The sequence below is a fragment of the Streptomyces sp. NPDC058691 genome, assembly GCF_042714775.1.
Taxonomy (GTDB): domain Bacteria; phylum Actinomycetota; class Actinomycetes; order Streptomycetales; family Streptomycetaceae; genus Actinacidiphila.
Map to the genome: position 1 here is coordinate 45,479 of NZ_JBHXSO010000035.1, position 18,641 is coordinate 64,119.

The 18,641-nt window shown below is 72.9% G+C and carries 16 protein-coding genes and 3 tRNA genes; 6 read left to right on the forward strand and 13 right to left on the reverse strand.

Translation table 11 applies throughout. The features are described 5' to 3' along the window. Window positions 1-74: 74 nt before the first annotated feature. Window positions 75-359, forward strand: coding sequence for a hypothetical protein (locus ACFWVC_RS24135; protein WP_384289765.1), 285 nt, complete (start codon window positions 75-77; stop codon window positions 357-359). 19 nt (window positions 360-378) lie between these two features. Here the strand turns inward: ACFWVC_RS24135 and ACFWVC_RS24140 are convergent, their stop codons facing one another. Further along, complete coding sequence (locus ACFWVC_RS24140; RefSeq protein WP_384289770.1) at window positions 379-756, reverse strand: MmcQ/YjbR family DNA-binding protein; 378 nt, start codon at window positions 754-756, stop codon at window positions 379-381. Window positions 757-848: 92 nt separating this feature from the next. Between ACFWVC_RS24140 and ACFWVC_RS24145 the strand changes: the two genes are divergently transcribed. The 5 genes from ACFWVC_RS24145 (at window position 849) to ACFWVC_RS24165 (ending at window position 3,716) form a co-directional block, all read left to right on the forward strand. Beyond that, window positions 849-918: transfer RNA gene (locus ACFWVC_RS24145), tRNA-Ala, on the forward strand. Between the two features lie 21 nt (window positions 919-939). Then, window positions 940-1,011 (forward strand) — tRNA-Gly (locus tag ACFWVC_RS24150). A gap of 15 nt (window positions 1,012-1,026) precedes the next feature. Further along, window positions 1,027-1,098, forward strand: a tRNA-Glu gene (locus tag ACFWVC_RS24155). A gap of 29 nt (window positions 1,099-1,127) precedes the next feature. After that, the gene (locus ACFWVC_RS24160) at window positions 1,128-2,504 is read left to right on the forward strand and encodes an SDR family NAD(P)-dependent oxidoreductase (RefSeq protein ID WP_384289773.1); all 1,377 of its coding nucleotides are present in this window, start codon (window positions 1,128-1,130) and stop codon (window positions 2,502-2,504) included. A gap of 24 nt (window positions 2,505-2,528) precedes the next feature. Next, entirely contained in the window at window positions 2,529-3,716 is a 1,188-nt protein-coding gene (locus ACFWVC_RS24165) for a ribonuclease inhibitor (RefSeq protein WP_384289779.1), read from the forward strand. A 15-nt stretch (window positions 3,717-3,731) separates the two neighbouring features. Here the strand turns inward: ACFWVC_RS24165 and ACFWVC_RS24170 are convergent, their stop codons facing one another. From ACFWVC_RS24170 to ddaH, 12 genes are all read right to left on the reverse strand, one after another. Continuing rightward, complete coding sequence (locus ACFWVC_RS24170; RefSeq protein ID WP_384289783.1) at window positions 3,732-5,588, reverse strand: AAA family ATPase; 1,857 nt, start codon at window positions 5,586-5,588, stop codon at window positions 3,732-3,734. Beyond that, on the reverse strand, window positions 5,585-6,994 hold the full coding sequence (locus ACFWVC_RS24175; protein ID WP_384289787.1) for a hypothetical protein: 1,410 nt from the start codon (window positions 6,992-6,994) through the stop codon (window positions 5,585-5,587). Before ACFWVC_RS24175 ends, ACFWVC_RS24170 begins: the two co-directional genes overlap by 4 nt. After that, complete coding sequence (locus tag ACFWVC_RS24180; protein WP_384289792.1) at window positions 6,877-7,998, reverse strand: hypothetical protein; 1,122 nt, start codon at window positions 7,996-7,998, stop codon at window positions 6,877-6,879. The genes ACFWVC_RS24175 and ACFWVC_RS24180 overlap by 118 nt, the downstream gene beginning before the upstream one ends. 63 nt (window positions 7,999-8,061) lie before the next feature. After that, complete coding sequence (locus ACFWVC_RS24185; protein WP_384289797.1) at window positions 8,062-8,676, reverse strand: TetR/AcrR family transcriptional regulator; 615 nt, start codon at window positions 8,674-8,676, stop codon at window positions 8,062-8,064. Then, entirely contained in the window at window positions 8,664-9,410 is a 747-nt protein-coding gene (locus ACFWVC_RS24190) for an enoyl-CoA hydratase family protein (RefSeq protein WP_384289800.1), read from the reverse strand. The genes ACFWVC_RS24185 and ACFWVC_RS24190 overlap by 13 nt, the downstream gene beginning before the upstream one ends. Further along, window positions 9,410-10,996, reverse strand: coding sequence for a 4-coumarate--CoA ligase family protein (locus tag ACFWVC_RS24195; protein WP_384289803.1), 1,587 nt, complete (start codon window positions 10,994-10,996; stop codon window positions 9,410-9,412). The genes ACFWVC_RS24190 and ACFWVC_RS24195 overlap by 1 nt, the downstream gene beginning before the upstream one ends. Before the next feature lie 31 nt (window positions 10,997-11,027). Then, window positions 11,028-12,230 carry an acyl-CoA dehydrogenase family protein gene (locus ACFWVC_RS24200; protein WP_384289808.1) on the reverse strand — a complete coding sequence of 401 codons (1,203 nt, stop codon included), beginning with the start codon at window positions 12,228-12,230 and terminating at the stop codon, window positions 11,028-11,030. Beyond that, the gene (locus ACFWVC_RS24205) at window positions 12,227-14,119 is read right to left on the reverse strand and encodes an acetyl/propionyl/methylcrotonyl-CoA carboxylase subunit alpha (protein ID WP_384289812.1); all 1,893 of its coding nucleotides are present in this window, start codon (window positions 14,117-14,119) and stop codon (window positions 12,227-12,229) included. The genes ACFWVC_RS24200 and ACFWVC_RS24205 overlap by 4 nt, the downstream gene beginning before the upstream one ends. Window positions 14,120-14,133: 14 nt before the next feature. Continuing rightward, a complete protein-coding gene (locus ACFWVC_RS24210; RefSeq protein ID WP_384289894.1) occupies window positions 14,134-15,672 on the reverse strand; it encodes an acyl-CoA carboxylase subunit beta in 1,539 nt (512 codons plus the stop codon). Between the two features lie 20 nt (window positions 15,673-15,692). Next, on the reverse strand, window positions 15,693-16,508 hold the full coding sequence (locus ACFWVC_RS24215; RefSeq protein ID WP_384289814.1) for a TIGR03084 family metal-binding protein: 816 nt from the start codon (window positions 16,506-16,508) through the stop codon (window positions 15,693-15,695). A gap of 167 nt (window positions 16,509-16,675) precedes the next feature. Beyond that, on the reverse strand, window positions 16,676-17,641 hold the full coding sequence (locus ACFWVC_RS24220) for an acyl-ACP desaturase (protein ID WP_384289816.1): 966 nt from the start codon (window positions 17,639-17,641) through the stop codon (window positions 16,676-16,678). Between the two features lie 88 nt (window positions 17,642-17,729). Beyond that, a complete protein-coding gene (ddaH, locus tag ACFWVC_RS24225; RefSeq protein ID WP_384289819.1) occupies window positions 17,730-18,509 on the reverse strand; it encodes a dimethylargininase in 780 nt (259 codons plus the stop codon). Window positions 18,510-18,641: the final 132 nt, after the last annotated feature.

Consider the following 18,641-nt stretch of genomic DNA (forward strand, 5'->3'; position numbering starts at 1 on the left):
TGAGCCGGGCGGCCGTCGCAGGGTACGACGTCTCGGCAGAGGGACAGACCCGGAACGCCGTGAGGAGCTTGGCGATGTACGCAGCAGTCCGGCGGTACGAAGGGGTGACGGATTCGGCCGAGGCCGCACGACTCGTGAACGAGGGATTCGTGCCGCTCATGCGCGAGGTCCCCGGCTTTGTGGCCTACTTCTGGATCGACACCGGAGACGGAGCGATGGTCTCGACCAGTGTCTTCCAGGACCGGGCCGGTGCCGACGAATCGATCGCGAGGGCAGCGGACTTCGTGCGGGAGCACCTCGCGTCACTGCTGCCCAACCCTCCCCGGGTCATGGCCGGCGAGGTGGTGGCTTCCGCATGACGTGCGCGCCGTCCGGGGTTCAGCGCGCGTCCAGCTCCGCGATGAGCCGTTTCGGCGCGATGACGCGGTAGCTCTCCTCCACCCACTCGCACAGCACCTCCGCGGCCGGGGTGCCCTCGGCGAGCGGGACACGAACCCACCCGGCCTTGCCGAGCCCGTAGCCGGCGGGCTCGGCGCCGGGTACGGACATGGCGTGCTCGTGGATCTCCGCGTCCTTGAGCTTCACATTGATGCCGGGCGGGTGGCTGCCGTCGTCGACGCCGAGGAAGACGAAGACCTTCTTGTTGACCTTGACGACGCTCTCGCCCCAGGGGAACTCCTCCTCGGCCCCCGGCAGGGCGAGGGCGAACGCCCGGACCTTCTCCCGGACGGCGAGCGGATCGCGGGCGACGGTCACGGGGGCCTCCTTATGAGGGGCGGTCAGGCGGCGTCAGCCCGATCGTAGGCGCAGGGACGGACGGGGCGTGGACAGGATCACCGGCCATGCGCGGACGTAGTGCAGGGGCAGTCGCCCCGCCTCGGCAAGGCGGAAATGCCGGTTCGAATCCGGCCGGGTCCCCGATAGGATCATCGGCAATGCCCGGACGTAGCGCAGCGGCAGGCGCACCGCCTTGCCAGGGCGGAGACGCCGGTTCGAATCCGGCCGTCCGGGCAGTGCGGGGTACTCGGGTCCGTAGCGCAGAGGCAGGCGCGCCGCCCTCTCAAGGCGGGTACGCCGGTTCGAATCCGGCCGGACCCACATCACGGTGGCACGAGCGGGCGGGAGCAGTGGGGGAGACCGGCGGGGAGACGGACGTCATCGGCGAGGCCGAACTCGCGGCATTCGACGCGGTGGTCGGCAAGCTGCGCGCGCTGCCGGTCGACGATCCGGTACGGCTGCGGGCCGAGCAGGTCGCCGGGTCGTTCGTGCGGGACGGGCGGCTGCGCCGCCGCAAAACCCGGCGCGATGAGCGGAGTGCCGCGGACGCCGAGGTCGTCGCGGCGACCGCCACCGGCGCCCTGGCCCGGCGCGAGGACGCGCCCCTGGACACGGACGGCGGCGCCGCCGAGACCGTGGGGGAGTTCGCCCGGCCGCGGCGCTGCTACGTATGCAAGGCGCACTACCGACAGGCCGACGCCTTCTACCACTTGCTCTGCCCGGACTGCGCCGTCGACAACTCCGCCCACCGCCGGGCGCGCGCGGACCTGACCGGGCGCCGGGCACTCCTCACCGGCGGGCGGGTCAAGATCGGCTTCCAACTGGCCCTGATGATGCTGCGCGACGGGGCCGAACTCTTGGTCACCAGCCGCTTCCCGCAGGACACCGTGCGCAGGTTCCGTGCCGCGCCCGGCAGCGAGAACTGGCTGCACCGCCTGACCGTCGTCGCCGTCGACCTGCGCGACCCGCGCCAGGTCGTCGGCCTGTGCGAGCGCCTGCGGGAGACGGGCGAGCCACTGGACATCCTGGTCAACAACGCGGCGCAGACGGTGCGCAGGCCTCCCGAGGCCTACGCCGCCCTCACGGCGGGGGAGCGGCTGCCGCTGCCGGCGGGGCCGCGGCCCAGGGCGATGCTGACCGCCCCCGGTTTCGGGGCGGCCCTCGCCCTGCCCGCCGTGAGCGGCCCGGCGGCCGAACTGGTGCTGGCCGAGACCGACGAGGCCGGGCTGCTGCCGGACACGGCGCCGCGGAACTCCTGGTCGGCGGAGCTCGGCGGGCTCGACCCGGCCGAGGTCCTGGAGACCCAGCTCGTCAACTCCCTTGCTCCCGCGCTGCTGTGCGACCGGTTGCTGCCGCTGCTGCTCGCCTCGCCGCGGCCACGCCGCTACATCGTCAACGTCACCGCCGTCGAGGGCCGCTTCGCGGTGCGCAACAAGACGCCCGGCCATCCGCACACCAACATGGCCAAGGCCGCGCTCAACATGCTCACCCGCACGAGCGGGCCGGCCTTGGCCGGGCACGGTGTCCACATGTGCAGCGTCGACACCGGGTGGATCACCGACGAGAACCCGCACCCTAAGAAGCACCGGCTCGCCGGCGCGGGCTTCCGCACCCCGCTGGACATCGTGGACGGCGCGGCGCGCGTCTACGACCCGATCGTGCGCGGCGAGGCCGGGCACCCGGTGTCCGGCGTCTTCCTCAAGGACTACCGCGAAGCCGAGTGGTGACATGACGGATGGGCGACATGACGGATGAGCGACATGACGGGTGAGCAGCGGCCCCACGCGGGCGTCCCGGAGGTCGTGCCGCGCCCGCGTACCGACCTGGAACCCCTGCTCGGCTGGCTGCGCGGCGGCGAAGGCGTGACGCGGCGGACGGACTTCCCCGCCGGGACCGCCCTACCCGACGGCCGCCTCGACCTGTGCAAGCAGGCGCTCGGCGCCGAGGGAGCCGCGGCCGTCGCCGAGGCGCTGCGGCAGGCCCCGGCCACCGGCGCCGTCCGCCATCTGCTGCTCGGGACCGACGGCCTCGGCGACGCGGGCGCCGCCGCCGTCGCCGAACGCACCGTGGGCACCGCGGTGGAGACGCTCTACCTCGGCTGCAACGGCATCACCGCCGGCGGCGCCTGCACCATCGCCGACAGCCTGCGGGCCTCGCCGCAGGCCGTCACCGGAGTGTGGCTCAAGCGCAACCCGCTCGGGCCGGGCGGCGGCGAGGCCGCGGCCGGGCTCGTGGAGGCGGCACGCTCGCTGCGCACCTTGGATCTGGTGCAGACCGGCCTGGACATCGCGGGACTGGTGCTTCTGGTCGACGCGTTGCTCGTCGCGGCCCGCGAAGGGCGGGGCGTCGAACGGCTCTTCGTCGGCGGCAACGCGCTGGGAGCGGCCGGGGCGGCCGTTCTCGCCGGCCTGGTCACGGACGGCGCGGTCGGCGAGCTGTATGTCTCCGCCGCCCGCCTGGGCGACGAGGGCGGGCTGATCCTCGCCGAGGCCCTGCGCCGGGCACCGCACGGCCGGCTCACCCGGCTGTCCGTGGCGAGCAACGGCATCGGCCCGCGGGCCTGTGCGGCACTGGTCGCCGCCGCGGCCGCCTCCGGCGTCGAACTGCTCGACCTGGGCCGGGTGCGTGCCGCCGCTGTCCTCGGCGCCGCGGACAACCGCGTCGACACCCCGGCCGCCGAGGCCGTCGCCGCTGCCCTGGCCGCCGCCCCGCACCGGCTCGGCCACTTGGTGCTGGCCGGCACCGGCGTGCGCAGCCGCGAGGCCCACCGCCTCCTCGACGCGGCACCCGGCGCGGCCACGCCCACCCGCTTCGTGCTCGGCAAGGGCGTCGCGACCAGCGTCCGGCAGCGCCTCGACGCCCTCAGCGCGCACATCCCGTACCCCGCGGTGCCCGACGCCGTGGCCGCCGTCCGCAGCGTCCATCGCACGCCCCGCTGACCGGCGGCCGACCCGTCAGCGGGGTATGCGCGCGAACGTCTCGATCCAGAAGCGCTGCGCCTCCTCCGAGGCGCCGACGAGATACGTCGAGCGCAGCTTCGGGGGCAGCAGGGCGACCAGCCGGGTCACCACCTTGCGGTAGCGCTTCAGCTGCGACAACTCGGCGTTGGCGATGATCTGGTGGACGATGTCGCTGTCGTTGTTGCCCTCGGTGGACTCCTCGCGGGCACCGCGCAGTCGCGCCTCCCACCCCGCGACGTCCCCGGCCAGTTCGCGCAGCCCGGTCACCGACCGCCGGGCGAGCCGGTCCATCAGGGCGGTGAGCGGCACCGGGGCGTACTCGCCGTCGCCGAGGTAGACGGTCGCCATCTCCAGGGGCAGGCAGCGCTGGTGGAGCTTGATCAGCCGCTCGATGGTGCGCTTGGTGATCCACGCGCGCCCGTCCTCGTCGATGTCGTGCTTCCACCACTCCAGCACGGTCTCCGCGACCGCGCCGTAGCGGGCGATCAGCCACTCGTTGGCGGGGATGTCGCCCGGCTCCACCGTCAGGGACGCGGTGAAGCGGGTGGCCTGGGCGATGTTGTTCCGCGAGACGAGCAGCTTGCGGCCCAGGTGGTAGGGCGGGTTCTGCACGGCGATCTGGGCCCGGAGGTTCTCGATCGGGCGACCCGCCAGCGACCACTCCTGCGTGATCTCCATGAGTTTGGCGAAGGCCGCCTTGTCCTTGGGCCGGTTGTACTCGTCCCAGACGACGGCCTTCGGCGCGGCGCCGGTGAAGACCGCCGCCAGCAGGTTCTCCAGCGAGCCGTCGGGGCCCGGGATGGGGGCGCAGAGGTCCTCGACGTTGGTGACCGGCAGGGAGAAGTACAGCGGGTCGCGGCCCAGGCCCTCGCGCAGGGTCTCGCGCACCAGCTCGGTCTTGCCGCAGCCGGGCGGGCCCTGCAGCAGCACCGTCCACCGGTTGCGCAGCGCCGCGCGCACCACGGAGCGCACCGGGTCCGGGACCGTCGCCGGGTTGGGGACGCCCAGCGCCTTGGCGATCCGGTCCAGGATCTCGGCCGTGCGGTCCGGGCCGGGCGTGCCGTCGCTCCGCGGCTCGGCCAGCCGCAGCCGCTCGCCGTTGAGCAGCGGCAGGCCCCACCGCAACGGGAAGCCCTCCCGCGCGTTGGCCAGGATGTGGTCGAGCGTGCGGGGCGACAGCAGCTCGCGGACCGCCGGGCCGAGCGAGGCCCAGACGCCGAAGACCCCGGACAGGTCCAAGTCGCGGTACGTCGCGGCCAGCTTCAGGCGCCAGGACGTGTCGTTGGCGGTGACGCGGACGGTGACCATGCGGTCCAGGACGGCCAGGTCGCCGCGCCGGCTCGCCGTCTCCGCCAGGGACTCGTTGTCGCTGAGGAACACCCCGACGCAGCCCAGCTCACGCAGGTCGTACTCACCGAGGGTCCAGTTGCAGGCGATCTGCATCAGCTGCGACTGGATCGTCTCGCCCGCCTGCAGCGAGTCGTCGATGAGCAGCACGAACGGCCGCCCCGGCTTCAGCTGGCTCATCACCAGCTGACGCAGCACCAGGGCCCCGGTCTCCGGGTCGCGGACGGGCGCGTTCGCCAGCAGGTCGTCCGGAGTGAGGTTGGCGGCCGGCACGAAGACCAGCTCGGTGTCCGGGTGGGCCTCGGCGATGTGCGAGAAGAACGTGGAGGTCTTGCCGATGCCGTGCTCGCCGAAGACCTGCCCGGTCTGCTGCATGTCGATCATCGCGTCGATGAAGGACTCCAGCCGGGACAGGCCGGTCCAGCCCTCGGGAGGCTTCGGGTACGTGGCACTGGCCCGCCAGGGCCGGGGGCCGGCCGTGGCGGTCGCCGCGGTGGTGGTCATCTCGCTCCTGTCGTGACGCGGTGGCAGGCCATGGGCGGGGTGTGGCTGTCGGGCCAGTCGTCGCCGCCCTCGGTGATCAGCCATATCCACTTGTCCGGCTCCGCCGGAGTGATGTGCGGGGCCCAGCCGTCGGTCAGCACGATCACGGCGTCCGGGCGCTCCTCGAAGCGGCGGCCCCGGACCTCGACGCGCCCCTCCACGTAGTCGGCGACGGCCTGGAAGCTCGTGCCCCCGCCGCCGTATACCCGCTCGCCCGGTGCGAAGGGCATCACGACACCGTCGAAGGACAGCCAGTGCGCCTCCACGCCTTCGATCCGGCCGACGAGTTCGGTCAGCCACGTGACGACGGAGGACGGCATGGACCCCGAGGTGTCGTAGGCCACGACGAGTACCTTGTCGCGCACCGGACCGCGCCGCGACAGCATCGGGTCGTGGCCGAGCGCGGCCAGCAGCGCGCCGCGCTTCTTCGGGTACACCAGCCGCTCGCCCTCGCGCAGCTTCGAGGCGACCACGTCGATGAGCCACCGCTGCCACCAGTCGACCTGCCGGGTCCGCACGGTCTCGCCGCGCAGCGCTCCGGCCCCCAGCCGCCCCCACATCCGGGAGGTGCGCTCGGAGGCGTCCTGGGTGCGGTCCATGAGGTCGAGCAGTTCGCGCTCCGCGCCGGAGTGGCCCCGGCGCGCCGCCAGCAGGGAGTTGAGCAGTGCCGAGGACACCATCCGGTCGACGGTGTCCTGATCGGCGGGCACCCCGCCGCCGTCCATGTGCACACACCGCGCGACGGCCACCGGCACCGGCGGGTGTGCCATCCGCTTGAGCTCGGTGTAGACGCTCATGTCGGTCGCGGTGAAGTCCTCGTAGGACAGCGGCGTCAGCCCCTGCTGCCGCAGGTCGCTCGCGTAGTCGCGGTGGACCGCGCGCGGGTCGACACCGGTCGGCTCGCCGTCCAGCAGCGGCAGGGCGTCACGCTCCAGCCGGACCATCGCGACGTGGTTGATCGCCACCTCGGCGGCCACGGTGAAGACCGGGTCCTCGCGCAGCTCCGGCTCGGTGAACAGATGCCGGTGCACCACGTGCCGGGACTCGTGGAAGAGGACGAACTTGACCCCCTCCAGACCGAGGCCCACGAAGAACTCCGGGTTGAACAGCAGCAGGATCGTGCCGTCCTCGGAGGCGACCACGGCCGCGGTGTCCACCGCCGTCGTCGGGATCTGGTGCCGGCACTTGGCGTACAGCCAGGACGCGACGGCGGACTGGGTCAGACCGAAGTCCAGAAGCGCGGCCTCCTTCAGCCGCCGGGCCTCCGCCACGACGTCCGGATCCGCCGGACGCCAGCGCTCAAGCGCCCGCCGGTCGTCGAGCCCGACGGCAGGCCGCCGTCCCACAGTGTCTGCCCCGTATCCCATGACGGCCCCCCGTACACGACCTCCGCATCCCCCTGATGCCCCGGTGGATCAGTGGTACCAGAGCCCACCGACAACGGGCCATCGACTTCCTCGGCGCCGTCGCCTTCGCCTTCGCCTTCGCTGTCCCTGTCCCTGTCCCTGTCCCTGTCCCTGTCGCCGTCGCCCGCGATCGCCCGCGCCGTCGTCACCAGCTCGGGCAGCGTTCCGGTGAACGTCGGCAGCAACTGCGTGAGCACCGCCCACGCCTCGGTGTTCCCGCCCAGCTCCGTGCGCACGAGCGGCTCCAGCGCCGCGCCGGCTTCGGCGAGGCGGTCCGGGAAGGCCCAGCGCCCCATCGCCAGCACGGACAGGGTCTCCCGGGCCGGCCGCGTCGTCGTCGCGTACACCGCCGGGCCGTCCACGATGCCCGCGTCCTCGAGCCGGTGCGTGAACTTGCGGTGCGTGCCGAACTGCGTCCGCAACTCCGGCGGGCAGTCGGGCCGTACGGACAGCGCCCAGCGGGCGTAGCCCGGCAGCGGCTGCTTCCGATCGGCCTCGGCCACCACGGCCCAGTCCTCGCGCCCCACCATCAGGGCGGCGGCGCGCCCTTGCGCCATGGACCCCACCTCGCGCAGTGCGGAGGTCAGTTCCGCGGGACCGGCGGCCCGGGGCACCTCCGGCGCGGGGTACCGGGCCAGTTCCTTGTGAACTTGGACCCGCCGGGTGCGGCCAGGCCCGTGGGGGACGCCGCTCAGGATGTCGTGCCGCACGCGGTTGTCGATGTCGCAGTGGCGGTACACCAGGGCGTTGACCCGCGGATCGTCCTGCTGCAGCATCCACCACACCACCGAGGCGGGCAGGTGGTGCAGGCCCAGGCCCCATGCCGGCCCGCGCGGCGGCTCCGTGACCGTCGCGGCGCTCTCCTTCCGCAGACCCGTTCGGCGCCGCACCCGCGCGGCCTCGTCGGGGTCCACCAGGGCCAGCAGGAAGCCCAGTTCGCCGGCCTGCTCCACCTCGTTCGCCATGCCGCGATCTTCCCATCGGGCACCGACAACGGGCCACGCAAAAAACCGCCTAGCGCGGGCGGCTCAAGAACCGCCGCGCAGCGCTCCGTCCAGGACCGTCGACCACTCGCGGACGATGCCCGCGCGGCGGGCGCTGTCGTCGCTGAGCAGATTGGCCAGCCCCAGCCCGCGGGCCATGTCCAAGGTGGCCTGGACGGTCTCGCGGACCCCTGGCACGGACTCGTCGGCCCCCAGCATCTCCACCGCCAGGCGGTGCGCCTCGCGGCCGATGCGGGCCTCCAGGGCGGTGACGCGCGGCCGCAGCTGCTCCTCGTTGGCCGCCGCGATCCAAAGGTGCAGCGCGGCGCGGAAGATCGGGCCGGTGTAGAGGTCGACGATCAGCTCGACGACGGCGCGGGTGCGGGGGACGCCGTCGCCCGGCAGGTCGAGGGTCCGCTCGCGCAGCGCGACCAGCCACTGCTCGGAGACGAATTCGATCGCCCCGGTGAACAGGTCCTCCCGGGTGGGGAAGTGGTGCTGTGCCGCCCCCCGGGAGACCCCGGCGTGCTCGGCGACGACGGCGACCGTGCTGCCCGCCCAGCCGCGCTCGGCCAGGCAGGCGACGGCACCTTGCAGCAGCCGCTGCCGGGTGGCGCGGCTGCGGTCCTGCTTGGGCACGCGGGCGCTCACAACGCCCATGGAGCCGCCCGCCGTTCGAGGAAGGCCCGCATCCCCTCCGCGGCCTCGGGCGAGCCGAACAGCCGCGCCGACCGCTCCGTCAGCGCGTCCGCGTCCCGGTCGAACGCCCGCAGCACCTCCGCGGTGGTCAGCGTCTTGGACTCCGCGAGGCCCTGGGGCGAGCCGGCGCGCAGACCCGCGAGGATGCCGTCCAGCGCCTCCTCGGTGGCGGTGACCAGGCCGGTACGGATCGCCTCCGAGGCGTCGAAGACCTCTCCGGTGAGGTAGTAGCGGGCCGCCGCCGTGCCGTCGAGCCGCGGCAGCACCGTCAGCGAGATCACGGCGGGCGCGAGGCCGAGCCGCGCCTCGGTGAAGGCGAAGCTCGCCCCCGGCCCCGCCACCGAGACGTCGCAGGCCGCCAGCAGGCCGAGCCCGCCCGCGCGCACGTGCCCGGTCACGCGGGCCACCACCGGCTTGGGCAGCTCCACGACCTGCCGCAGCAGCGCGACCATCCGGCGCGGGCCCTCGGGGGACGTCGCTTCCTTCAGGTCCGCCCCGGCGCAGAAAGTGCCGCCGGTGTGCGTCAGCAGCACCGCCCGGGTCGCCGGGTCCTTGCCGGCCCGCGCGAGGGCGTCGGACAGTTCGTCCACCATGCGCGCGGAGAGCGCGTTGCGGTTGGCGGGGGAGTCCAGGGTGAGCGTGGTGATGCCCCGCTCGTACGCGGCGCGCACCACCGGTGCCGTCTCGTCGCCCATCAACTGCCGCCCCTCTCGCGGGCGCGGAGTTCGCGCCGCAGGATCTTTCCGCTCGCGGCACGCGGTATCACGTCGGTGAACTCCACCCGCCGCACCTTCTTGTACGGGGCGACCTGCGCCGCCACGTGCGCCATCACGTCGTCCTCGGTGAGCGGGCCGCCCTGCTGCGGCACGACGAACGCCTTGGGGATCTCGTTGCCGTCCTCGTCCAGGACGCCGATGACGGCCGCGTCGGCGACCCGCGGATCGGTGAGGAGCACCGCCTCCAGCTCGGCCGGCGGCACCTGGTAGCCCTTGTACTTGATCAGTTCCTTGACCCGGTCGACCACGTGCAGCCAGCCGCCCTCGTCGACCCGCCCGACGTCACCGGTGTGCAGCCAGCCGTCCTCGTCGACGATGGCGGCCGTCTCGTCGGGCCGCCCCAGGTAGCCCTTCATGACCTGCGGGCCCCGGATGTGGATCTCCCCGGTGCCGTCCGCGCCGGTGTCCGTCTCGCCCTCCAGCGGGACGATGCGCATCTCGGTGCTGGGGATGAGCTTGCCGACCGTCCCCGCGGGCGCGTCCCGCACGTCCAGCGGCACCACATGGGTGCCCGGCGACAGCTCCGTCATCCCGTACGCCTGCAGGAGGGGCGGCAGGCCGAGCCGCTGCGAACAGGCCCGCGCCAGATCCGCGTCCAGGGGCGCGGCCGAGCACAGCACGTACTCCAGGGAGCTGAGGTCGTGCCCCGCCACGGCAGGGTGCTTGGCCAGCGCCAGCACAATGGGCGGGGCCACGTACAGGCCCTGCACCTTGTGCGTCTCGATGGCGGTGAGGAACTGCTCCAGGTCGAAGCGCGGCAGCACCACGACGGTCGCGCCCTTGCGCAGCGGGGCGTTCATCAGCGCGGTCAGGCCGTAGATGTGGAAGAACGGCAGCACGGCCAGGATGCGGTGACCGGGCTCGGTGGCCAGCATCGGGTCGAGCTGCGCGAGGTTGGTCGCGATGTTGCGGTGGGTCAGCATCACACCCTTCGGGACGCCTGTGGTGCCCGAGGAGTACGGCAGCGCGGCCAGGTCCGCGGCCGGGTCGAAGACGACATCGGGCTCGGGCGCTGCCGAGGCGAGGAAGTCCAGTACCGAGCGGTGCCCCTCGGCGGTGTCGCAGACGAAGACCTCCCGGACGCCGCCCGCCTGTTCCGCCGCTTTGCGGGCGGTCTCCAGGAGCGGCGAGACGGTCACGATCCACGAGGCGCCGCTGTCGCGCAGCTGCCGGGCGAACTCCTCCGCCGTGGCCAGCGGATGCACAGTGGTGACGGCCGCCCCGGCACGGGTGGCCCCGTAGAAAACCGGCGGATAGGCGACGGTGTTGGGGCTGTGCAGCGCCAGGACATCGCCCTTGCGCAGCCCGGCCTCCGCCAGGGCGGCGGCGATGCGCCTGGTGAAGGCGTCGAGCTGCGCATAGGTGAGGGTCGTGCCGTCCACGCCGTCGATCAGCGCGGGCCGTTCGCCGAACTCGGCGGCCCGGCCGAGCACCGCCTCGTGGATCGGCAGGTCGATGGCGGGAACCGCGGGGTACTCGCTGTGGAACACGGCCGGCTGTGCCATGACCGTTCCCCCTCCTCGATAGGACGTGCTCTCAGTACGACTTGGGCAGGCCCAGCGTGTGGTGCGAGACGTAGTTGAGGATCATCTCCCGGCTGACGGGCGCGATGCGTCCCACGCGCGACGCCGTGAGCATCGAGGCAAGACCGTACTCGGTGGTGAGACCGTTGCCCCCCAGCGTGTGCACGGCCTGGTCCACCGCCTTGGCACCCGCCTCGGCCGCGGCGTACTTGGCCATGTTGGCGGCCTCGCCGGCGGCCATGTCGTCGCCGCTGTCGTAGAGGAAGGCGGCTTTCTGCATCATCAGGCGGGCCAGTTCGAGTTCGATGTGCGCCTGCGCCAAGGGGTGGGCGATCGCCTGGTGCGAGCCGATGGGCGCCTGCCACACCTGCCGCGTACGGGCGTAGTCGACGGCCTTCTCCAGCGCGTGTCGGCCCATGCCGATCGAGAACGCGGCGGTCATCACGCGCTCCGGGTTGAGCCCCGCGAAGAGCTGCTGCAGGCCCGCGTCCTCGTCGCCCACCAGTGCCTCGGCCGGCAGCCGCACATCGTCCAGGAAGAGCTGGAACTGCTTCTCCGGGGCGGTCAGTTCCATTTCGATCTGCCGGAACTCGAAGCCCGGCGTCTCGCGCGGGACGATGAACAGGCAGGGCTTCAGCCGGCTCGTGCGGGCGTCCTCGGTGCGGCCCACGATGAGCGTCGCGTCCGCGATGTCCACGCCGGAGACGAAGACCTTGCGGCCGGTGAGCAGCCAGTCCGCGCCGTCCCGGCGCGCGGTGGTGGTCAGCCGGTGCGAGTTGGAGCCCGCGTCGGGTTCGGTGATGCCGAAGGCCATGCGGACGGACCCGTCGGCCAGCCCCGGCAGCCACTGCCGCTTCTGCTCCTCGGTGCCGAAGCGCGCGATCACCGTGCCGCAGATCGCGGGGGAGACGATGAGGAGCAGCAGCGGGCAGCCCGCCGCGCCCAGCTCCTCGAGCACGATGGCCAGTTCGGCCAGCCCCCCGCCCCCGCCGCCGTACTCCTCGGGCAGGTTGACGCCGAGATAGCCGAGGGCGCCCGCCTCCTGCCACAGCTCGTCGGTGTGCTTGCCGTCCCGGGCCGCCGCGGCGAAGTAGCCGCGTCCATAGCGGCGGCCGAGGTCGGAGACGGCCTTGCGCAGGGCGCGCCGTTCCTCGCTCTCCACAAGGGCGTTGTCAAAGGTGCCTGTCGGTCCGTTCGCAGCGGTGATCCCGCTCATGCCGAGTCCTCCTCGTGAACGACGGCGAGTACGGTCCCGACGTCGACCTGGCGGCCGACCTCGGCGTGCAGTGCGGTGAGCACGCCGTCCGCCGGGGCGGCGACGCGGTGCTCCATCTTCATGGCCTCCAACCACAGCAGCGGCTGGCCGGCCGCCACCTTGTCGCCGACGGCCACGTCCGCGACGCGGACCACCGTGCCCGGCATCGGCGCCAGCAGTGAGCCGGGCGCGACCTTGCCGACCGGGTCGGGGAAGCGCGGCAGCGCGGTGAAGCGGTGCGCGCCCAATGAAGAGTCGACGTGGACCGCGTCCCCGTACGCCGAGACCCCGAAGGCACGGCGGACGCCGGAGACCTCCAGCACGACCTCACCGGGGGCCGCGGACAGCAGCCGTACGTCCGGGTGTCCGTCGGCGGTCAGCCCGCCGCGCCCGAGACGGTAGCGGACCTCGTGCTCCGTCCCGTCGGGCTCGGCGCGATAGGTCTTGCGCTGCGGCGCCGAGGGCACATTGCGCCAGCCGCCCAGCGGGTGCCGCCCGGAGGCGTCGGCCAGTGCGGCCGCAAGCGCGGCCAGCCGTACCGTGCCGGGGTCCGCGGGGGCGGCGGGGCCGAGCCGGCCGAGGAACGCCGTGGACAGCCGCCCGGCCGTGAAGTCCGGGTCGCGCAGGACGCGTACGAGCAGGTCGCGGTTGGTCACCAGGCCGTGCACGCGGGCCCGTTCCAAGGCGCCGGCGAGTTGCCGCAGGGCCCGTTCGCGGGTGGGGGCGTGGACGATCACCTTGGCGAGCATCGCGTCGTAGTGCACGCCGACGCGGTCCCCGTCGGTGAAGCCGGCGTCCACGCGCAGGCCGGGTGCCTCGGGCAGCCGGAAGCGGTGCAGGACGCCGGTCTGCGGCTGCCAGTCGCGTGCCGGGTCCTCCGCGTACAGGCGGGCCTCCACGGCGTGCCCCGAGGGCCGCGGGGGATCGGCCGGCAGCCGGCCGCCCTCGGCGACCTCCAGTTGCAGGGCGACGAGGTCGATCCCGAAGACGCACTCGGTCACCGGGTGCTCCACCTGCAGGCGGGTGTTCATCTCCAGGAAGTACGGCCGGCCGTCCGCGGACACCAGGAACTCCACCGTCCCCGCGCCGGTGTAGTCGATGGCCCGTGTCGCCGCCTCGGCGGCCTTGTGCAGGGTGCGGCGCAGGTCGTCGCCGATGCCGGGGGCAGGGGTCTCCTCGACCACCTTCTGGTGGCGGCGCTGCACCGAGCAGTCGCGCTCGCCGAGCGTCCACACCGTGCCGTGCGCGTCCGCCAGCACCTGGACCTCGATGTGGCGGCCGTCCTCCACGTACGGTTCGAGGAAGACCTCGTCGTCACCGAAGGCGGACAGCGCCTCGGCTCGGGCGGCGGCCATTTCCTGCTCCAGGGCGGCCGCTTCGCGAACGACGCGCATACCGCGTCCGCCGCCCCCGGCGGCCGCCTTGACCAGTACCGGCAGGTCGCCCGGACCGGCCTCCAGCACCGGGACACCGGCCTCGGCCATCAGGCGCTTGGCCCGGGTTTTCGAGCCCATCGCCTCGATGGCCTCGGGCGCCGGGCCGATCCAGGTGAGGCCCGCGGCGATCACGGCCCGCGCGAACCCGGCGTTCTCCGAGAGGAATCCGTAGCCAGGGTGCACGGCGTCCGCACCGGCCGCCAGGGCGGCCTTCACGATGAGGTCACCGCGCAGATAGGTGTCGGCCGGGGCGTCGCCCGGCAGGCGCACGGCGGCGTCGGCCTCCCGTACGTGCGGCGCCCCGGCGTCCGCGTCCGAGTACACGGCGACCGTGCCGATGCCCAGGTCACGGCAGGTGCGGAAGACGCGGCGGGCGATCTCGCCGCGATTGGCCACCAGCACTGATGCGATCACGGTCACGCTGCCCCTCACATCCGGAAGACGCCGAAGCCGCCGCGCGCGCCCTCGACCGGTGCGCTGTGGATCGCCGACAGGCACACACCGAGCACCGTGCGCGTGTCGCGCGGGTCGATCACCCCGTCGTCGTACAGCCGCCCCGACAGGAACATCGGCAGGGACTCGGACTCGATCTGCTGCTCCACCATGGCGCGCAGGCCCGCGTCGGCCTCCTCGTCGAACGGCAGGCCCCTGGCCGCCGCCGACTGCCGCGCCACGATGGAGAGCACGCCCGCGAGCTGCTGCGGGCCCATGACGGCGGATTTGGCGCTGGGCCAGGTGAACAGGAAGCGCGGGTCGTAGGCGCGGCCGCACATCCCGTAGTGCCCGGCGCCGTAACTGGCGCCCATCAGGACGGAGATATGGGGGACGCGCGAGTTGGACACCGCGTTGATCATCATGGCGCCGTGCTTGATGATGCCGCCCTGCTCGTACTCGCGTCCCACCATGTAGCCGGTGGTGTTGTGCAGGAAGAGCAGCGGGATGTCGCGCTGGTTGGCGAGCTGGATGAACTGCGCCGCCTTCTGCGACTCCGCGCTGAACAGCACCCCTTGTGCGTTGGCGAGAACGCCGACGGGGTAACCGTGCACCTGGGCCCAGCCGGTGACCAGGCTCGTCCCGTACAGCGGCTTGAACTCGTCGAACAGTGAGCCGTCGACGACGCGGGCGACGACCTCGCGCGGGTCGAAGGGGGTCTTGAGGTCGCCGGGGACGATGTCCAGCAGTTCGTCCTCGTCGTGGAGCGGCGGGTCGTAGGCGGCGGCCGGGGCGGGGCCCTGCTTGCGCCAGCCCAGCCGGGCGATCACGCGGCGGGCGGTGCGCAGTGCGTCCGGCTCGTCCAGGGCGAAGTAGTCGGCCAGCCCGGAGACGCGGGCGTGCATGTCGGCGCCGCCCAGCGACTCGTCGTCGCTCTCCTCGCCGGTCGCCATCTTCACCAGCGGCGGCCCGCCGAGGAACACCTTGGAGCGCTCCTTGACCATGACGACGTGGTCCGACATGCCGGGCACATAGGCGCCGCCCGCGGTCGAGTTGCCGAAGACGACCGCCACGGTGGGGATGCCCGCGGCCGACAGCCGGGTCAGGTCGCGGAAGAGCGCGCCGCCCGGGATGAAGATCTCCTTCTGGCTCGGCAGGTCCGCGCCGCCCGACTCCACCAGGTTGACCAGCGGCAGGCGGTTGGCGAGCGCGATCTCGTTGGCCCGCAGCGCCTTCTTCAGCGTCCACGGATTGCTCGCGCCGCCGCGCACGGTCGGGTCGTTGGCGGTGATCACGCACTCGGTGCCCTCGATGACGCCGATGCCGGTGACCAGCGAGGCGCCGACCGGGTAGTCGCTGCCCCACGCCGCCAGCGGCGACAGCTCCAGGAACGGCGTGTCCGGGTCGAGCAGCAGTTCCACCCGTTCACGGGCGGTCAGCTTGCCCCGGCCCCGGTGCCGTTCCACGTACTTGGGGCCACCACCGGCGAGCGCCTTCTCGTGCTCGGCCTCGATCCCGGCGAGCCGCTCCAGCATGGTCGCCCGGTTGTCCGCGCTCACGCGGTGGCCTCCTGTCCCGGCTGTTCCGACTCTCCCGGTTTGCGCCCCTCGCCGGGCGGCCCCGCGAAGGCCTGCGCGATGTCCAGCCAGCGGTCGGCGTCGGCGCCCTCGGCCCGCAGTGCCAGATCGTCGCGGTGCCGGCGCCGGGTGGCCAGCAGGCACAGGTCGAGGGCGGGGCCCGTCACGCGCTGGGCGGCGTCCTCGGGCCCGTACGCCCACAAGGTGCCGTCGGGGGCGGTCACTTCCACCCGGAACTCCTCGGCGGGCGGCGTGAGCCCGTTGACGGCGTAGGCGTAGTTCCGGGCTCGTACGGCGATCCGCGCGACGTGCCGCAGCCGCGGTGTGGGCTCCCGCCGCACCCCGAGGGCGTCCGCCACGTCCTCGCCGTGCGCCCAGCTCTCCATCAGCCGGGCCGAGGCCATGGAGGCGGTACTCATGGGCGGCCCGAACCAGGGGAGGCGCGCACCTTCCGGCTGTGCCCGCAGGGCCTCCTGGAGGGCGTTCCGGCCGGCGCGCCAGCGCTCCAGGAGCTTGGCGGGCGGCAATGCCGCACCCTCCTCAGCGCCCTCGTCGACGAAGGTGCCGATCGCGGCAGCGGCCTTCTCGACCTCGGTCCCGAAGCCGGCCGGGTCGGTCGCGGCGAGCAGCGCCTGCCGGTCCGTCCAGGCCAGGTGCGCGATCTGATGGGCGATCGTCCAGCCGGGGGCGGGCGTGGACGTGGCCCAGGCGGAGGCCTCCAGCGGGGCCACGAGGGCGTCCAGACCCTCGCTCTCGTCCCGCAGATCGTCCAGTACGGGTGTGGGGTCGGACACGTGTCCCCCTGATTGACGCGACGTCAGCGAAGCCGTGCGCGTCACAGGCTGGCACCGGCCACGGAAACAAGCAAGCGTGCTTGCATGATTTTCGGGCGGGGACGGCGGAAAAGAACCGGGGCCGCCCCGCACGATGGCGGAGCGGCCCCGGCTGGCCTGGACGTCGACTACTTGCGGGCGGCCCGCCGCGCCAGCAGCGCGTCCCGGCGCTCCTCGAACTTGCGGGCCTGGCAGTCCAGCTCGCCCATGAAGAAGCCCAGCTCCTCCTGCGCCTTCAGGCCCTCCGGACCCAGCCCCGCGACCTCCAGCACCTTCAGGTGCCGCAGCACCGGCTGCAGGACGTCGTCGTGGTGGATGCGCAGGTTGTAGACGCCGCCGATCGCGATGCGCGCCGCGGACCGCTCGAAGCCGGGCATGCCGTGACCCGGCATCCGGAAGCCGACCACCACGTCGCGGATCGCCCGCATCGCGTGGTCCGGCGCCAGCTGCAGCGCGGCCCCGAGCAGGTTGCGGTAGAAGACCATGTGCAGGTTCTCGTCGGTCGCGATGCGCACCAGCATGCGCTCGCACATCGGGTCGCCGGACTCACGGCCGGTGTTGCGGTGCGAGATGCGTGTGGCGAGCTCCTGGAAGGCGACGTACGCGATCGAGTGCAGCATGCTGTGCGCGTTGTCGGACTCGAAGCCCTCCGACATGTGCTGCATGCGCAGCCGCTCCAGCTCCACCGGGTCCACGGCGCGGGTCGTCAGCAGATAGTCGCGCATGACGATCGCGTGCCGGCCCTCCTCGGCCGTCCAGCGGTGCACCCAGGTGCCCCAGGCGCCCTCACGGCCGAAGAGTGTGGCGATCTCGTGGTGGTAGCTCGGCAGGTTGTCCTCGGTCAGCAGATTGACCACCAGCGATATCCGGCCGATCTCGGTGACCCGGGACTGCTCCGGCTCCCAGGCCTCGCCGCCCATGATCCCGTCGAAGTCCCGGCCCTGACTCCACGGCACGTACTCGTGAGGCATCCATTCCTTGGCCGCCTTCAGATGCCGGTTCAGCTCGGTCTCGACGACCTCTTCCAGGGCGAAGAGCAGCCGGGTGTCACTCCACACGTCCGATCCGGTGTTCTGGGACGGGGCAATGGTCACGCTGTGCTCCTGGCGGTTGGCTGACGGTACCTACGGAATCGTAAGTTACGAAACCGTAGGTTACGCGCGGCCCACATGGCAACCCGCCCTACGTGTCCAACCCGCGTACCCGAACCGATAGGCAGGTCACGCAGCCCTCGAGCTTCTCGAACTCACCGATGTCGACAAGTACGGGCGTATAGCCCAGACCGGCGAAAAGCTCCGCGCTGCGCGGAGCGCTCGCCGCCATCAGCAGCTTCCCGTCGCCCAGAAGCACCACGTGGGAGCCCGGCTCTTCCGGGACCGGCAGGAAACACGGGAACGCTTCGGGCGTGTCGACCAGCGGCGGGTACCCCACGACCGTGCCGTCCGGGAGCGCGGTGACGGCCGATTTCAGGTGCAGCACCTTGGCGACGGGCACCGCCACCACCCGTGCCCCCAGCGGCTCGAACGCGGCGCACAGTTGGCGCACGCCTTCCTCGTTCGTGCGGCCCCCGGTGCCCACGTAGAACGTGTCACCTGTCTTGAGTACGTCGCCGCCCTCCAGGGTGCCCGGCGCCCGCACCTTGGTGACGGACATCCCGAGCCCTGCCACGGTCGCCTCGGCCGCCGCCGTCTCGGGGCGGCGCGGCAGCGCGCCCGGCCGCGCGATGAGCGCCGCGTCGCGGAACACCACCATGGTGTCCTCCACGAACACCCCGTCCGGGCACCCGTCCGCCGGCGGCACCTCCACCGTCTTCCAGCCGTGCGCGCGCAGCGCCGCTCCGTACGCCTCCCACTGCCGCAGGGCACGGTCCGCGTCCACCGTCGGCGACCGTTCGATGTGCGTCACGATGCCCTCGGCCAAGCGCGGACTCGGACGCCGGACAAGTGCCTTGCGGTTCGGCATGACGTGGTCTCCCCTCGCGGCGGCAACGGCTTGCGAAAGCTGATGCTGCCTCACCCGGCCCCGTTCGCCCAGGGCGCGCGCGGCGGTCCCGTCCGGGGCTCCACCGCGTCGGCCGCGGCCGGCCGGGAGGGA

What these genes read in the sequence shown, in the direction of transcription:
- ACFWVC_RS24135 (WP_384289765.1), top strand. Translation starts at nt 75, where the DNA reads ATGTACGCAGCAGTCCGGCGGTACGAAGGGGTGACGGATTCGGCCGAG.
- ACFWVC_RS24165 (WP_384289779.1), top strand. Translation starts at nt 2,529, where the DNA reads ATGAGCGACATGACGGGTGAGCAGCGGCCCCACGCGGGCGTCCCGGAG.
- ACFWVC_RS24170 (WP_384289783.1), bottom strand. Translation starts at nt 5,588, where the DNA reads ATGACCACCACCGCGGCGACCGCCACGGCCGGCCCCCGGCCCTGGCGG.
- ACFWVC_RS24175 (WP_384289787.1), bottom strand. Translation starts at nt 6,994, where the DNA reads ATGGGATACGGGGCAGACACTGTGGGACGGCGGCCTGCCGTCGGGCTC.
- ACFWVC_RS24180 (WP_384289792.1), bottom strand. Translation starts at nt 7,998, where the DNA reads ATGGCGAACGAGGTGGAGCAGGCCGGCGAACTGGGCTTCCTGCTGGCC.
- ACFWVC_RS24185 (WP_384289797.1), bottom strand. Translation starts at nt 8,676, where the DNA reads ATGGGCGTTGTGAGCGCCCGCGTGCCCAAGCAGGACCGCAGCCGCGCC.
- ACFWVC_RS24190 (WP_384289800.1), bottom strand. Translation starts at nt 9,410, where the DNA reads ATGGGCGACGAGACGGCACCGGTGGTGCGCGCCGCGTACGAGCGGGGC.
- ACFWVC_RS24195 (WP_384289803.1), bottom strand. Translation starts at nt 10,996, where the DNA reads ATGGCACAGCCGGCCGTGTTCCACAGCGAGTACCCCGCGGTTCCCGCC.
- ACFWVC_RS24200 (WP_384289808.1), bottom strand. Translation starts at nt 12,230, where the DNA reads ATGAGCGGGATCACCGCTGCGAACGGACCGACAGGCACCTTTGACAAC.
- ACFWVC_RS24210 (WP_384289894.1), bottom strand. Translation starts at nt 15,672, where the DNA reads ATGCTGGAGCGGCTCGCCGGGATCGAGGCCGAGCACGAGAAGGCGCTC.
- ddaH (WP_384289819.1), bottom strand. Translation starts at nt 18,509, where the DNA reads ATGCCGAACCGCAAGGCACTTGTCCGGCGTCCGAGTCCGCGCTTGGCC.